This is a genomic window from Peribacillus sp. TH27, assembly GCF_016650915.1.
Classification (GTDB): Bacteria; Bacillota; Bacilli; order Bacillales; family DSM-1321; genus Peribacillus; species Peribacillus butanolivorans.
In genome coordinates this window covers 1,740,911-1,756,417 of sequence record NZ_JAEKEV010000002.1, presented here as the reverse complement: position 1 = coordinate 1,756,417, position 15,507 = coordinate 1,740,911, and the positions used below count along the sequence as shown (strand labels likewise).

13 protein-coding genes are annotated in these 15,507 nt (G+C 40.2%); 6 read left to right on the top strand and 7 right to left on the bottom strand.

Features of this window, described 5'->3' with window-relative positions:
- Positions 1-509 precede the first annotated feature (509 nt).
- Complete coding sequence (locus tag JFU24_RS09845) at positions 510-884, bottom strand: hypothetical protein (protein ID WP_201249897.1); 375 nt, start codon at positions 882-884, stop codon at positions 510-512.
- Between the two features lie 294 nt (positions 885-1,178).
- Here JFU24_RS09845 and JFU24_RS09840 point away from each other — a divergent pair, with 294 nt between their 5' ends.
- From JFU24_RS09840 to trpB, 5 genes are all read left to right on the top strand, one after another.
- Positions 1,179-1,793 carry a TVP38/TMEM64 family protein gene (locus JFU24_RS09840; protein ID WP_201249896.1) on the top strand — a complete coding sequence of 205 codons (615 nt, stop codon included), beginning with the start codon at positions 1,179-1,181 and terminating at the stop codon, positions 1,791-1,793.
- Between the two features lie 38 nt (positions 1,794-1,831).
- Positions 1,832-2,395 (top strand): signal peptidase I, encoded by a 564-nt coding sequence (gene lepB / locus JFU24_RS09835; RefSeq protein WP_201181928.1) that lies wholly within the window; start codon positions 1,832-1,834, stop codon positions 2,393-2,395.
- 190 nt (positions 2,396-2,585) lie between these two features.
- A complete protein-coding gene (addB, locus tag JFU24_RS09830; protein ID WP_201249895.1) occupies positions 2,586-6,077 on the top strand; it encodes a helicase-exonuclease AddAB subunit AddB in 3,492 nt (1,163 codons plus the stop codon).
- The gene (gene addA, locus JFU24_RS09825) at positions 6,074-9,799 is read left to right on the top strand and encodes a helicase-exonuclease AddAB subunit AddA (protein WP_201249894.1); all 3,726 of its coding nucleotides are present in this window, start codon (positions 6,074-6,076) and stop codon (positions 9,797-9,799) included. Before addB ends, addA begins: the two co-directional genes overlap by 4 nt.
- Positions 9,800-10,045: 246 nt before the next feature.
- Positions 10,046-11,209: a tryptophan synthase subunit beta gene (gene trpB, locus JFU24_RS09820; protein WP_201221694.1), complete on the top strand. Its 1,164-nt coding sequence runs from the start codon at positions 10,046-10,048 to the stop codon at positions 11,207-11,209.
- 44 nt (positions 11,210-11,253) lie between these two features.
- Here trpB and JFU24_RS09815 read toward each other — a convergent pair whose 3' ends face one another.
- The 6 genes from JFU24_RS09815 to JFU24_RS09790 form a co-directional block, all read right to left on the bottom strand.
- Positions 11,254-11,472 carry a spore germination protein gene (locus JFU24_RS09815; RefSeq protein ID WP_201181920.1) on the bottom strand — a complete coding sequence of 73 codons (219 nt, stop codon included), beginning with the start codon at positions 11,470-11,472 and terminating at the stop codon, positions 11,254-11,256.
- A 21-nt stretch (positions 11,473-11,493) separates the two neighbouring features.
- Positions 11,494-11,901 (bottom strand): spore germination protein GerPE, encoded by a 408-nt coding sequence (locus tag JFU24_RS09810; protein ID WP_201221692.1) that lies wholly within the window; start codon positions 11,899-11,901, stop codon positions 11,494-11,496.
- 5 nt (positions 11,902-11,906) lie between these two features.
- A complete protein-coding gene (locus JFU24_RS09805) occupies positions 11,907-12,086 on the bottom strand; it encodes a spore gernimation protein GerPD (protein WP_201181916.1) in 180 nt (59 codons plus the stop codon).
- Positions 12,076-12,687 carry a spore germination protein GerPC gene (gerPC, locus tag JFU24_RS09800; protein WP_201181914.1) on the bottom strand — a complete coding sequence of 204 codons (612 nt, stop codon included), beginning with the start codon at positions 12,685-12,687 and terminating at the stop codon, positions 12,076-12,078. Before gerPC ends, JFU24_RS09805 begins: the two co-directional genes overlap by 11 nt.
- 76 nt (positions 12,688-12,763) lie before the next feature.
- The gene (locus JFU24_RS09795) at positions 12,764-12,976 is read right to left on the bottom strand and encodes a spore germination protein GerPB (protein ID WP_201181912.1); all 213 of its coding nucleotides are present in this window, start codon (positions 12,974-12,976) and stop codon (positions 12,764-12,766) included.
- 27 nt (positions 12,977-13,003) lie between these two features.
- Positions 13,004-13,225, bottom strand: coding sequence for a spore germination protein (locus tag JFU24_RS09790; RefSeq protein WP_201181909.1), 222 nt, complete (start codon positions 13,223-13,225; stop codon positions 13,004-13,006).
- A 226-nt stretch (positions 13,226-13,451) separates the two neighbouring features.
- On the opposite strand from JFU24_RS09790, the gene JFU24_RS09785 reads away from it, so the two are divergent.
- Entirely contained in the window at positions 13,452-15,044 is a 1,593-nt protein-coding gene (locus tag JFU24_RS09785) for a long-chain-fatty-acid--CoA ligase (RefSeq protein ID WP_201249893.1), read from the top strand.
- Positions 15,045-15,507 lie beyond the last annotated feature (463 nt).

The window sequence follows — 15,507 nt, the reverse complement described above, 5'->3', positions numbered from 1 at the left end:
TAGACAGAAGATGACCAATCTTTTTTTAAGAGAACCACCATACGATTAAAACATGCCCTTTTTGAAAAAATCCAGTCAGAAATGCTTCTTTATAACGCACCAGATGGATTTACATAGTTATGGAATAAAGGTGTTAATCCTTTAAATCTTCTGGAGTCATTTTCTTTAACAATATTGTTATTATCATGGAGAACCTTTTTAACCATAATTAAGGTGTTTATATTGACTAAAAGTTATGAAGCAATTGGAGTGAGTGATATACAGATACTTCTTCTGAAGAGTTTGAGCCTATAACACTATTTTTCCAAGAAAAATATAGCCAACAGCGTTCCATTAACCCCTTATATATCTCTCTACGAATTTCTTTGAATGTAAATATTCACATTCATATATAGGAATAAACAACCCCTAGTAAGTGCATGAAGTTTCTGAAATGAATAATAAAACCAAGTAGCCCATCATTTAAATTATTATAACTTTCAATAGGCGGTTTTAAACAAATACATCCCCTAAACTTCCTTGGATCGTTGACTTCTTTCGAAAAAGTAATTACACAATAAGTCTTCGGTTTTGTTGCGAAGGCGAGGATTGAAATAATTATGATGTTCCTCGTATCCTTTATATAAAAAACAATACATCGTAAAGGATTCATCGCGTTTAATTTCACTTACCTTAATATTCTCCTTGCGCAAATAGCGCCGCACCTCGGCAAGCTCTTCCTGAACGGCTTTTAAAACAAGTTCCACTAGTTCTGAATAGGGCCTTTTTAATTTAAACGGACTTATTTCGATGACCTTGAGATCCCGGTTTAAGACTGTAATCACCATAGGAAGGTAGATGGCTTTTTCAATCATATTTCGGTCATCCTCTGGAATGCGGGTCATCATGACCGCTCCTTTCTAAAAAAGCAGGTTTTCATATTAATATGTATGCTTCATATAAATAAGAACATATGTTCTTTAATTCATCTTAATGGATTATCAGTTGATATGCAAGCGGTTTGTTGGAATGATGAAATTTCTGTTAATAAGATTATGTTTTCCTGAGATAGGGAAAGTATGATTATATATGGATAATAATTCTTGCAATTTTTCAGAGGAAAGTGATATATCTAAAATAGAACAGCTTTTTAATAAGTTTATGCTGCTTTAATAGTCGGCATGTCGAGGGAGATAATTATGGACTTGGATACTATACGTGAGTGGTTTACACTTGATAATATATCGGCACTTATTCAGCAATATCGCTCATTCGGTCCAATCCCGGGAATTTTGCTACCGATGCTGGAAGCTTTTTTGCCCTTTTTACCCTTAGTTGTGTTTGTACTCGCTAACGCAACGGCTTTTGGTCTCTGGTGGGGTTTTTTATTTTCTTGGATTGGGGCGGTAGCGGGAGCTTTTCTGATCTTTTTAGTTATTAGAAGATATGGTCAAATGAGGCTTTTTCGACTTTTGCAGAAACATAAACAGGTGCAAAAGCTAATGGTTTGGGTAGAAAATCATGGATTCGGACCGCTGTTTATACTGCTCTGCTTCCCTTTTACACCATCGGCTATTGTGAACATAGTGGCGGGGCTTTCAAAGGTCAGCCCGTTGCAATATGGACTAGCTGTCATAGGAGGGAAAGCGGTGATGATCTTTACGATTAGCTTCGTAGGTTATGATCTTGTATCCCTTATTCATAAGCCTGTGCGTACAATCATCATAGGTATTGTCATTTTTATCTTATGGTATGTAGGAAAAAGACTGGAAGTCCGGCTAAATAAAAGCATGAAGAGAGAAGAAGGGAAATAAGTATTAGAATATAAATGCAGCAGTAGGGGTTGAAATAGATGGAAAAAACAAACAGAAATTCTTTATCCGACTGGGTAAAAGCAGCCATGATTGCTTTTGTTATTTACATCTTAATCCGTACATTTTTCTTTTCAAGCTATGATGTTGAAGGGGAGTCGATGCAGCCGACACTTGAAGAAGGTAACAAACTTGTTGTGAATAAAATTAATTATCAAATCAGGGATATCAGCCGATTTGACATAATTGTTTTTCATGCGAATTCACACGAAGATTATGTTAAACGAGTTATAGGGATTGCAGGTGACCGTATTCGTTACAAGGATGATTGGCTTTATGTAAATGGTGAGAAAGTGAATGAGCCTTATCTTGAGAAGTTTAAGGAGGGGTTCCCGGGGCAGAACTTTACGGGTGATTTTACATTAAAAGAAATCACTGATACGACCACTGTCCCAGATGGCAAGCTGTTTGTCATGGGGGATAATCGTCTTGAAAGTGCGGACAGCCGCCACTTTGGTTACATACCAGTTGAAAATGTAGTTGGTAAAGTTGATGTGCGATATTGGCCAATCAAAGAATTTAATTTGCAGTTTAAAGGTGAATGATTGCGGAAGCCCGAAATTATTGAGGGCTTTTTCTTTTGATTAAAACACGAACGTACGATTGGTATTTTTATTAAGGAAACGGTAAAATAATAGGAAACAAATCGTAACTGGAAACAGAAACCACGTCAAAAAGACGGCAGTATTTCTGGTATGATAGATCTAGATATTATGTTGTATAAGGGGGAAAAAGATGTCACTACGTTTTTTACTAGGAAGATCGGGTGCAGGGAAAACTTCGAATGTTTTGGACGAAATTCGCTCCAGATTGGATAAGGACCCCGAAGGCAATCCAATAATTTACCTCGTTCCTGATCAGATGACGTTTCTATCGGAATATAAATTAATTAAAACGCCAGGCCTCGCTGGAATGATACGGACACAGGTATTCAGTTTTAGTAGGCTAGCTTGGCGCGTTCTGCAGGAAACTGGAGGAATGAGCCGTCTTCATTTGGACAGTGTTGGCGTTAATATGTTGATACGAAAGATTATGGATGATAAAAAAGAAGATTTGAAAATGTTTCGCCGATCTGCTGATAAGCAGGGATTCATTGCTCAAATGGAACAAATACTGGCTGAATTCAAGCAATATTGCATCCAACCGGATGACATTCAAAACTATTTGACCGAAACATCACCGGGAGGCAATGGAATTCAGGATAAACTACATGACCTTGAACTGGTTTATCAGGCTTTTGAGGATGAAATGATTGGAAAATATTTAGATTCTGAAGACTATTTTACTTTACTTATAGAAAAAATGTCAGAGTCTTCATATATAAGAGACGCGGATATATACATCGATGGTTTTTACAGCTTGACACCACAGGAATTATTGATTGTAGAAGAAATGATGAAGCTGTGCAAGAGTGTAACAATTGCGTTGACATTAGATCAGCCCTACAGACAATATGCGCCTGATGATCTGCAGCTTTTCAGGCAAACAGGGAATCTGTATCATCAGCTTTATCAATCGGGATTAAGGGCTGGAATTCCAATAGCAGAAGATCGCATCCTAAACGGTACAGCAAGGTTTGGTGGGAGTCCGGGGCTGAATCATCTGGAAACCTATTTTGCCCAACGTCCTGCGCGAACTTTTGAGAACCCCTCTGAAGTAACGATTGCTCAGGCAGTTAACCGCAGGGCTGAAATTGAAGGGGTCGCCCGGAACATCTTGACACTTGTCAGACAAAAACAGCACCGCTTTCGGGATATTGCGATTTTAGTTCGCAATGGAGAAGCATACGAAGATATTTTACAAACAGTTTTTCGGGATTATCAAATTCCACTGTTCGTGGATTCAAAACGAACTATGCTCAATCATCCCCTGATTGAACTGATTCGATCGACATTGGAGATCATAAATGGCTATTGGCGTTATGAACCTGTATTTCGGGCAATCAAAACGGAGCTACTATTCCCGCTTCAAAAAAGCCACGACCGAATGCGTGAGCAGGTAGATAAGCTTGAAAATTATGTGCTTGCTCGTGGGATTAAAGGAGGTAAGTGGACTTCTAAAGATCGATGGACCTACCGCCGCTTCCGTGGACTAGAGCTCGAAGACCGAGCCCAAACGGATAAGGAAATGAAGCTAGAGCAGGAACTGAATGAGCTGAAGCAATTATTTACTGAGCCCATTTTGAAGCTCTCAAAACGAGTGAAAAAGTCTCAAAATGGTAGAGAAATATGCGAAGCCCTTTATCTATATCTTGAAGAATTACATGTACCGGAAAAATTGGAAAAGCTAAAGCTGGAGGCCGAAGAAGCAGGAGATTTGGTTTCAGCTAGAGAGCATGAACAATCGTGGAACGCAGTCGTCGACCTGCTAGATCAATTCGTCGAGCTGTTAAGCGAAGAAGAGCTTTCTATGAAACAGTTTGCGGTAATCATTGAAGCAGGTCTGGAATCCCTTGAATTTTCTTTAGTACCGCCGGCAATTGACCAAGTCCTTGTCGCTAATCTCGATCTATCACGTCTTGATGATGTTAAGACAGCTTTTGTCATTGGTCTAAATGAAGGGGTCTTGCCAGGAAAAGCTGTATCTGATGGAGTATTTTCCGATAGTGATCGCGAAACGCTTTTGGCAAGTGGACTTGACGTTGCCCCAAGCTCGAAGGTTCGCCTCTTGGATGAGGAGTTTACAGCGTATAAAGCATTTACTACACCGGCTGAAGCGCTCTATTTATCGTATCCGCTTGCCGATGAGGAAGGAAAAGCTCTCTTACCCTCTTCTTATTTAAAGAGGGTAAGGGACGTCCTGCCGCACGTTACCGATTCTTTTTATATGAACGACCCATCGGACCTGTCTGCTGAGGAGCAGGTGAAGTATGCCGCGAATTATGATGTGGCCCTGTCTTATCTGGCTGCCCAATTGCAGTTGAAAAAACGAAACTACCCCATCCATTCACTCTGGTGGGATGTATACAATACCATTATTGAAGATGAAATGGTTGGTCCCGCAGCAGCTAAGGTATTATCGAGTCTTTTTTACCAAAATAAAACGAAGAAATTATCTGAAGAAACAAGCAAGCAATTATATGGTGAAAGCATTCTTACAAGTGTATCGCGGATGGAAATGTTTAATAGCTGCCCGTTTTCCCATTACGCTGCTCATGGTTTGAAATTAAGGGAAAGGCAGATTTTCCGTCTGGATGCACCGGATATTGGTGAAATGTTCCATGGAGCGCTAAAAATGATTTCGGATTATTTAAAGGAAAATGATATTCCTTGGTCTTCATTGACAAAAGAGCAATGCTTGGAATTGGCTAGAAACGCAGTGGAAAGGCTTGCTCCAAAGCTTCAAAATCAGATTTTGTTAAGTACGAACCGACATCATTATTTGCGAAGGAAATTGGAACATGTAATTGGGCGGGCATCAATCGTCTTAAGTGAACATGCCAAGGTGAGCGGATTTGCTCCAATAGGATTGGAACTTGGCTTCGGGAAAAATGGAGAGCTGCCGCCGCTTTCGTTCACACTGAAAAACGGGACGGAAATGGAATTAATTGGACGGATTGATCGCGTTGATAAAGCGGAAGAAGGTGAGGGTGTCTATTTGCGTGTGCTCGATTATAAATCGAGTGAAAAGGAGCTAAACATGAGTGAAGTGTACTATGGACTTGCTCTGCAAATGCTGACATATCTTGATATCGTCGTTACCCACTCCCATTCACTTATCGGCAAAGAAGCGATTCCAGCCGGTGTTTTGTATTTTCATGTTCATAATCCGGTTGTTAAATCAAAGGGTATGCTCAGTTTGGATAAAATTGATGAAGAAATCTATAAGAGCTTTAAAATGAATGGACTTGTATTGGATCATACAAATGTTATTCAGATGATGGATACATCGCTTGATATAGAGACTTCCAGTAAATCTGACATCATTCCAGCTGGATTTAAAAAGGATGGATCGCTTTTAGCAGCTTCCAAAGTTGCGAGTAGGGAAGAGTTTTCACTTTTGAATCATCACGTACGCCGGGTCTATCAGGAGGCTGGTGATCGAATGGTCGATGGTGACGTAGATATCACACCATATAAATTAAAGGAAAAAACCCCATGTACCTTCTGTTCGTTTAAATCAGTGTGTCAATTCGATCAGTCTTTGGAGGAGAATCAATTTAGGAATTTAGCACAGAAGAAACAAAATGATGTTTTGGATTTATTAAGAGGGGAGGGTGAAAGATGAGTAAAACAATAATTCCTGCGCTTCCGGGTGACGTTACTTGGACGGAAGATCAATGGAAAGCGATTTGGGCAAAAAATCAGGACATTCTGGTTGCAGCGGCGGCAGGTTCAGGGAAAACTGCGGTGCTAGTCAATCGGATTATTCAAAAGGTTGTTTCAGAAGATGATCCGATTGATGTTGATGAACTCCTTGTTGTGACATTCACGAATGCTTCGGCTGCCGAGATGCGTCACAGGGTCAGCGAGGCATTAGAAAAAGCGATTAATGAAAATCCGCATTCACAGCATCTGCGTAAGCAGTTGAGCTTGATTAATCGAGCTTCGATCTCCACGCTTCACTCCTTTTGTTTAGAGGTGATTAGGAAGTATTATTATCTGACGGAAATCGACCCAGGCTTTCGAATTGCGGACTCTACAGAGGCACAGTTACTACGTGATGAAGTAATGGAAGTGCTTTTCGAAGAGCAGTATGGTCAGAGTGATAATGAAGAGTTCTTTAATTTGGTTGATGCTTTTACAAGTGATCGAAACGACGATGCACTTCAGAATATAGTCCGATCTCTCTATGATTTTTCGCGATCGAATCCAGATCCAAATCAATGGCTAAATAGTGCCGCTGCCATGTATGATCTGGCTGATGATGCAGGAATAGACGATCTTACATTTATCGAGTCCTTGAAATTCGATATTGGTTTGCAGTTGGATACAGCCAAGGATTTATTGGAGCGCTCCCTCGAACTGACAAAGGTACCAGGGGGGCCAGCACCAAGGGCAGAGAATTATTTAGCTGACCTTGCTCTTGTTGCCAAATTATCGGGAGTTAAAGATCACTCTTGGAACGCTCTTTATGAAGAAATTCAAAACGTGAAGTTTGGTACGGCAAAACGATGCACGGGAGCAGACTTTATCAAAGATATTGCGGATGAGGCTACCAAATATCGTGATAAGGCAAAGAAAATTATAAAATCGTTGCAGGAAGAGTTATTTTCTCGTAAACCCGAAAGTTATCTACGTGATATAAGAGAACTGAAGGGATATGTCGATACCCTGGTTATGCTCGTTAAACAGTTTGACGAAAGATTCTTCGCCGCAAAAGCGGAAAAAAACTTGGTCGATTTCGCTGATTTGGAGCATTACTGTCTTCAAATCTTGACAGAGGAAAACGTAGATGGTGAACGAAAGCCATCAGCAGCCGCTATTGAATATCGGAAACAGTTTAAAGAGGTACTTGTCGATGAATATCAGGATACCAATCTAGTTCAGGAATCAATTTTAAAACTGGTGACGGCAGATGGAGAATATAGTGGAAATCTGTTTATGGTGGGCGATGTCAAACAGTCGATATACCGTTTCAGGCTTGCGGAACCGAATCTTTTCCTTGGAAAGTACACACGCTTTACCCATGATGGGAACGAATCAGGTCTGAGGATCGATTTAAACCGGAATTTCCGGAGCCGAAAGGAAGTTCTCGATGGAACGAACTTCTTATTTCAACAGCTGATGGGGATTACAGTCGGTGAGATTAAATATGATGAGGACGCCCAGTTGAAAAAAGGAGCGCCGTATCCCGAAGACAAACCAAACCCTATTGAACTCCATTTAATTGATGGAGCAGAATCCCATTCAGAAACAGAAGAGTCGGAAATCGGATTCGAGGCCGAGGAACTTGAAAAGGCGCAACTCGAAGCAAGATTGATGGCCAAGCTCATTAAAAAGACTATAAACGAAAAGCATCAGATATATGATATGAAAACCCAACAATACCGTTCTGCGACTTATCGTGATATGGTCATTCTCCTTCGTTCTATGCCATGGGCACCGCAAATTATGGAAGAATTTAAGAAGCAGGGGATTCCTGTTTATGCTAACTTGTCATCAGGGTATTTTGAGGCGACAGAAGTAGCAATCATGATTTCCTTATTAAAAGTGATTGATAATCCCCAGCAGGATATTCCTTTGGCTTCCGTTCTGCGTTCACCTATCGTCGGGATGGATGAAGAAGAAATGTCGCAGGTCCGTTTATTCCATACAGGTAGCTATTATGAAGCATTAGCTGATTTTTACAGAAAGAGTGACTCAGATGAGCATCCTGGGCTTTATGAAAAAGCTTCATCATTTTATAAAAAGCTAGTAAAATGGCGAAAGCTTGCCAGGCAGGAGGCATTGTCCGACTTAATCTGGTTGCTGTATCGTGAAACTCAGTTCTATGATTTTGCAGGAGGAATGCCGGGTGGCAAACAGCGTCAGGCCAATTTAAGGGCATTGTACGACAGGGCAAGGCAATATGAAGCGAGTTCATTCCGTGGTCTGTTTCGTTTTCTGCGTTTCATTGATAGAATGCAGGAACGTGGAGATGATTTAGGGGCAGCTCGGGCTTTAGGTGAACAGGAAGATGTAGTCCGCCTGATGACGATTCACTCCTCAAAGGGTCTGGAGTTTCCGATTGTGTTTATTGCCGGACTTTCTAAACAATTCAATATGATGGATTTACGAAAGCCTTATTTACTGGATAAGGATTATGGTTTTGCGGCTAAGTATGTGAATTCTGAATTACGGATAACGTATCCATCTCTTCCACAGTTGGCTTTTAAGAAGAAGAAGCAGCTTGAATTAATTGCAGAGGAGATGCGTGTCCTCTATGTTGCGCTTACAAGGGCTAAGGAAAAGCTGTATTTAATTTCCAGTATCAGTGATGCAGAAAAAATGCAGCATAATTGGGCAAGTAATGCGACACACGGTGATTGGTTATTAAAGGACTATGTACGAGCTGGTGCAAAAAGCTATCTTGATTGGATCGGTCCATCCCTTGTCCGTCATCGAGACTTTCAGGGGGCAGCTGGTCTTGGCTGGGAAATGGAGTCACATCCATCAAATTGGTCCATCTCTGTCATTCCTAGTGAAGAGCTGGCAGTTCTGGATGATGAAGAGGCACTCGCACAAGAGCAATTACTAGAGCATGTTCAGAAGTCAGAGAAGGTCGAAATGGTTTCCGAGTTTTCTCAGGATATCAAGGAACAGCTTAAATGGGAGTACCCAGAACATGAGGCTTCCGTGCATCGTTCCAAGCAGTCCGTTTCTGAACTAAAACGTCAATATGAACTGAAGGATGAGCAAAGTTCCACAGAGTTGTTGAGAAAATTTAAGCGGCCAATCACGAAGCGTCCGACTTTTATGCAAGAAAAGTCACTAACTCCTGCTGAAAGAGGAACGATTACCCATTTAGTCATGCAGCATATCGACTTATCAAACGAGATTACCATTCAATCGATTCAGCAATTGATGGTTGAACTGATTCAACGCGAGTTGTTAACCGACGAACAGAAAGAAGCTGTGAATCCGGATACGATTGTTGATTTCTTTGACAGTGATATCGGTCAAAGAATGCAGAAGGCTCAAAGTATTCGCCGTGAAGTGCCATTTACAATGTCATTGCCGGCTAAAGAGGCTTACAGTGATTGGGCAACTGGAGAAGAGGAAATTCTGATTCAGGGTGTTATTGATTGTATTTTTGAGGATGAACAAGGGCTTGTGTTGCTTGATTATAAAACGGATACAATAACTGGTCGTTTTGCTAGTGGGTATGAAGGGGCAAAAGAGATTCTTGCCGATCGATACCGGATGCAGCTACAGCTTTACACAAGGGCTGTCGAAGGAATATTAAATAAAAAAGTAACGAGCCGTTATTTATTTTTCTTCGATGGAGCGCATTTATTGGAAGTATAAAGAGAAGTGCGTAAAACCCTGGCAAATAGACAATGAAAAAAAGAATAGATTAAGCTATGGTCTTTTCTCGATATTCAATCGGGGAAAGACCGTTTTGCCATATAAAAATCCCCACATAGGTAGACAGTAGGTGATAATACTAAGGCACTCTTTTTACTTAAAAAATAAACAGAATTGTTTGAAAAATATTGCAAGGTTGCTATATACTAATGTATAAAATACCTTTCTAAAGGAGAAGAGCTGAGTATGACGAGTAAGATGGAGAGCAGAGGATACTTTGGTGAGTTCGGGGGAAGCTTTGTACCGGAAGAACTTCAGAAAGTAATGGATATTTTAGAAGCAGAATTCTTGAAATATAAGGATGATCCGGAATTTAAAGAGGAGTTTCAATACTATCTAAAAGAATATGTGGGACGTGAAAATCCTTTAACCTATGCACAAAATTTAACGAAAAAAATTGGTGGAGCCAAAATTTATTTAAAGCGTGAAGACCTAAATCATACGGGTGCTCACAAAATCAATAATGCGATTGGCCAAATCCTGCTGGCTAAACGGATGGGTGCTAAACGCATCATTGCAGAAACAGGAGCAGGGCAGCACGGTGTAGCGACTGCGACAGCTTGTGCGATGTTTGGTTTAGAGTGTGTTATCTATATGGGCAAGCTAGATACAGAGAGACAGGCGCTGAATGTCTTTCGGATGGAATTGTTGGGTGCCAAGGTTGTTGCAGTTGAAAAAGGACAGGGACGATTAAAGGATGCTGTTGATGAGGCGTTAAATGACTTGGTCCAAAACTACGAAAATACTTTTTATTTGCTTGGTTCAGCTGTAGGGCCACATCCTTATCCATCTATCGTTAAGCATTTTCAGGCAATCATAAGTGAAGAATCAAAACGCCAGATTCTTGAAAAAGAGGGCAAGCTGCCTACTGCCATTATTGCCTGTGCTGGAGGTGGAAGTAATGCCATCGGTGCTTTTACTCACTATATCGATGAAGAAAATGTCCGTTTAGTTGGTGTCGAACCGGCTGAAGCCCCAAGTATTTCACAAGGTGTACCGGCAGTATTGCATGGATTTAAAAGTTTGACGTTATTGGATGAAAAGGGAGACCCGCAGCCAACTTTTTCAATTGCTGCAGGTTTGGATTATCCAAGCGTGGGTCCGGAACATAGCTTCTTGAAAGATAGTGGTCGAGCGGAGTATGTAACAATAAAAGGTGAAGAAGCTCTTGAGGCCTTTCAAATTTTGTCCAAAACAGAAGGGATAATTCCGGCTCTCGAAAGCTCTCATGCTGTAGCGCACGCGCTGAATTTGGCAAAAGAGTTAACAAAGGATGACATATTAATTGTTAATTTATCAGGACGTGGTGATAAAGATGTAGAGCAAGTATTTAAAATGCTTGATAAATAAATGTAATGGGAAAAGCCTCCTGGAAATAGGAGGCTTTTGTTTGGCTAATTATTCCCTGAAATGGGTTGATCGACTCCATTGATATCAAGGATATTGTTTCCGTTCAGACCACTGGCCGTAAAGACGATTCCACCTGTGTTTGCTGAGCCGGATCCAGTGACAGTTTTGTTGGAAGATTTCGGCGAAATGACGGCTGCATCACCGAATAATAGATTTCCATCCGCTACATTGAATACTTGAACTGGGCCGACAATGGCTGGCATATGAATTCCTCCTTTTTCATTTTAAGTTTCATTCGATCCATCCTCTGTTTGTGTCTCTTCATTTTTTTTTTGAACCTGTCGAATGTGATGGACTCTGGATTCCATGCGTATATGGCCGACATTGCCAACACTGATAACGGATGAAGATGATATCCCAATAATGCGGACATTGCCAACACGGATAAAGGGGTTAGGGTTTGAAAATTGTGGAAGAAAAGGTTCATCAATCCTCGGAATATAGAGAGGCCTCTTAAAGATGCTGAAATCGCTGAATTGAAATTCTTGTGGCTGGAAATTATCGCTTTTCTTCTGAATTGCCAATGCTTGTGAATTTCCGTCAATATAAGAACAGTCTCCGATTTGCATGGTGGAACTTAAAATTAACGTCTTGGAAGAAAGGGACTTTACTTTTGAGATTCTTGAAAACATGTCTTTTATGCTTTTGGACCTAGCGGAACAAATGGTCCGACGATAAAAGATTCTGGGGGCGTATCGAATGCGGAAGATAGTTGGACGGTTTGGACGTCCCCAATGAGAAATAAAGCAGAGCTTGCTACCCCGGTAATTTGAATATCGCCAACACATAGTTGGTGATTGGTTACATTAAACTCCATTTGAATTTCCTCCTGTCTCGGCTTGTGAGTTGGTAATGAATTGAATCAAAGCTGCCTGAATATCAGACTTTACTTTTTCTCTGATTTTTTCTTTAACGTTATCCCGCTGCTGCGGTGCGCGTTCTGGAAACGTAAGATTATCAAAATACATGTTGATGCGTTGATGTAGCTGGCGCTCCACATCCTGTCTCATGAAGTCGTGATAGGCAGGTTCAAGAGATATTTTCAATTGTCCTTCCGTATCACTGATCATATTTTCTAAGTCTGAAAGAATCTCGTTGTAGATTTCCTGTGCGACAATCTCCCGGCCAGGAAATAGATAAGGTGCAGGTGGGACCGTTTGGTTATTTACAGCAAATTCATCAATGTTACTTAAATCATTAGGGTTTAAACCGATATTCAGCGTTCCATCTAAAGATTCGACCTTTAATTGATCAAATTTATATTCAATTTTATCAACGTGGATTGGCGGTTTTTTTTTCAATTCGGCAAGTTCATCTGTCAGGCGTTTGAGTTCGTGTTCAAGTTTCATAATCCGCTTATCCTGGGCTTCAAGAAAACGCTGCATTTGTATGGAATATGAATATAAATCATGATTCACGATTCAACACCTCAACTTTACCTGATATAAGTTTCATATATGACAGTATATGAAATTGATGGATGTAGGTGAATGCCTAAGAATTTGGAGGTCTAAATGGGACGAAAGTGGTCTCTGGAACTACATCAGCCTCAATCTGAGGAGCGGCTGTAGTGTATCCCCCGGTATTGGCTAACTCGGAGTATGGTTTAATCACTCCGGCGCTGCCTATTTGAAAAACGGATGAATTGGCTATGCTTTCAATTTTAATCATATTGATTTGAATCGTTTGGTGGATATTGAAGATCATGGCGACCTCCTTTCTAAAATAATACGGCTAGAGATTTAATACCAATGGCTGATCAATACCATCAGAATCATACGTATTAGTGGTACTGTAGGCATTATATAGTGAAACGGATTCCCCTGTATTAAAAGAGCCAGCACCTGCAAATGTTTTTGAAGTGGAATATGGACTTATCTTAAAGACGTCGCCAATATGGACAACTCCACTGCTACCGACGTTAATAACTTGAACAACTCCTACGATAGCCGGCATGAAAAATCACCCTTTTTTTATTCTGTTTTTTCCCGAGTGAATAGGCAGTAAGCCTACCTTGTTATTGGAAGTTTCAATGTATTGTATGTTGTTTCCTTATTGATGTGATTCATCTGTCTATTTCATATTGTTATAGAACAGTGATAAATGTCATTGGATAATAAGATACAGATATGGTAATATAATGATAAATTCGCAATTTTCAAATAAAATAAGAGGTGATGAGATGAACGTACCTTTGGTATTATCGCATTTTTTGGATCGAGCAGCCTTACTATATGGCGATAAGAAAGCTATTATTGGAGATGATAAGCTCTTAACGTACTTGGAGTTAAATGGCCGTGTCAACCAGCTTTCTAATGGGTTAAGGGATATTGGAATTAAAAAGGGAGATAAAGTGGCTTATTTGGCACCGAATTCGATTGAAATGCTTGAAGGCTTTTATGGGGTATTTCAACTTGGAGCCGTAATTGTTCCTTTGAATATCCGGTTAACTCCTGCTGATTATGTATTCATTTTGAATCATAGTGAGTCCAAGGTGCTTTTCGTAGACCAGGATTTGTACCATCTTATTTCATCTGTTAAGGACCAACTTGAATCAGTGGAACATATCATTGTGCACTATAAAGAGGAAGAAATAAATGAAACCGATTACAACAAATGGTTGGAGCATTTTGATAAAGAGAGCTTCGATCGGGAGCAAGTTGATGAAAATGATGTTTCGAGTCTCCTTTATACAAGCGGAACGACCGGTAACCCTAAAGGGGTCATGCTGACTCACCGCAATAACTATTTGCATGCACTAGGTGCGATGCATCATATCAGAGTCAATGATCGCGATACATATTTGCACGTTCTGCCAATGTTCCACGTGAATGGCTGGGGCGCTCCATTTTATTATACGGCCAATGGTGCCACTCAAGTTTGTTTAAGAAAAACTACCCCTGAATTGATATTTAATGCGCTTGAAAAGCATAAGGTTTCCATTATGCATATGGCACCAACTGTTCTTAATTCATTGTTTCAATATTATGAACAGAATGTGCCCACAATAGAGCAGGATATCCGTATAGTTGTTGCGGGTTCCGCTCCGCCGCCTGCATTTGTCACAAGGGTAGAAAAAGAGCTAGGGTGGGAATTTATCCAAATATACGGAATGACTGAATCAACCCCGATTAGTTTGATTTCATTGATACGTTCTGAATTCGACGACCTTTCTGAAAAAGAAAAATACAAAATGAAAGCGAAAGCCGGTTATCCTATCATAGGCAGTGAAGTAAAGGTTATACATGACAGCGGTGAGGAAGTAGCTCATGATGGCGTGGATATCGGGGAGCTCATTATCCGCAGTCACGGGGTAATGTTAGGTTATTGGAAAAATGAAGAAGCGACCATGAAGGCACTGAAAAATGGCTGGTTGCATACAGGAGATATGGCGACAATTGATAAGGATGGGAATGTCGATATTGTCGACCGTAAGAAGGATATAATTATAAGCGGAGGAGAAAACATCTCTTCCATTGAAGTCGAAGGAATACTATATGAACACCCGTATATTCTTGAAGCGGCAGTCATAGCCGTTCCTCATGAAAAATGGGGAGAAACACCACATGCCTTTATTGTGCTAAAATTGGGGGTGGAATTAACCGAAGCGGATATCAAGACCTATACACGAGAAAAATTAGCTCACTTCAAGTCAGTCACCAGTGTAACTTTCGTTAAGGAACTGCCAAAAACGGCATCCGGAAAAATACAAAAAATCCATCTTCGTAATGATTATTGGGAGGCTAAAGGAAAATCAGGTAGATTCGTTAATTAATGCTCGTAAACGCTGCTCAGTGATGGGCAGCGTTTTTTCATGTTCGACGACTAACACTGCTAAATTGTATTATAGATCCAGAGATGTGGAAGTTGGAAAATGAAATAAAATTGGGAGGATCTGCACTTATTTTAATTGTGTTCCCAGCTTGATTATTTGTTTCCTATTCTAAATCGTTAGAGAAGGTGCCTCACAAAAAAATATACATACTCTCTTTCGAATATCAAAATCCCTTTTATAATGTACAGTAGGATTGATTGGCACATATGACCACTTTAGCGGCCCAACATTTCCCTGCATGTAAAAACAATCTTTATATCAGAAAGCTCATATTCAATTAGTAAAGTAAAGGTAATTTTAACCTATTGGCAATTTTCCAAAGTATATTTGTAAACCATTCCTCTAAGCTCATTTTTCTAATATTCTTTATTTTATCAGATATTATCCTTGAATTTGTTCAATA

Coding starts and splice junctions, on each gene's coding strand:
- JFU24_RS09845 (WP_201249897.1), bottom strand. CDS start 884: ATGACCCGCATTCCAGAGGATGACCGAAATATGATTGAAAAAGCCATC.
- JFU24_RS09840 (WP_201249896.1), top strand. CDS start 1,179: ATGGACTTGGATACTATACGTGAGTGGTTTACACTTGATAATATATCG.
- lepB (WP_201181928.1), top strand. CDS start 1,832: ATGGAAAAAACAAACAGAAATTCTTTATCCGACTGGGTAAAAGCAGCC.
- addB (WP_201249895.1), top strand. CDS start 2,586: ATGTCACTACGTTTTTTACTAGGAAGATCGGGTGCAGGGAAAACTTCG.
- addA (WP_201249894.1), top strand. CDS start 6,074: ATGAGTAAAACAATAATTCCTGCGCTTCCGGGTGACGTTACTTGGACG.
- trpB (WP_201221694.1), top strand. CDS start 10,046: ATGACGAGTAAGATGGAGAGCAGAGGATACTTTGGTGAGTTCGGGGGA.
- JFU24_RS09815 (WP_201181920.1), bottom strand. CDS start 11,472: ATGCCAGCCATTGTCGGCCCAGTTCAAGTATTCAATGTAGCGGATGGA.
- JFU24_RS09810 (WP_201221692.1), bottom strand. CDS start 11,901: ATGTTTTCAAGAATCTCAAAAGTAAAGTCCCTTTCTTCCAAGACGTTA.
- JFU24_RS09805 (WP_201181916.1), bottom strand. CDS start 12,086: ATGGAGTTTAATGTAACCAATCACCAACTATGTGTTGGCGATATTCAA.
- JFU24_RS09795 (WP_201181912.1), bottom strand. CDS start 12,976: ATGATCTTCAATATCCACCAAACGATTCAAATCAATATGATTAAAATT.
- JFU24_RS09790 (WP_201181909.1), bottom strand. CDS start 13,225: ATGCCGGCTATCGTAGGAGTTGTTCAAGTTATTAACGTCGGTAGCAGT.
- JFU24_RS09785 (WP_201249893.1), top strand. CDS start 13,452: ATGAACGTACCTTTGGTATTATCGCATTTTTTGGATCGAGCAGCCTTA.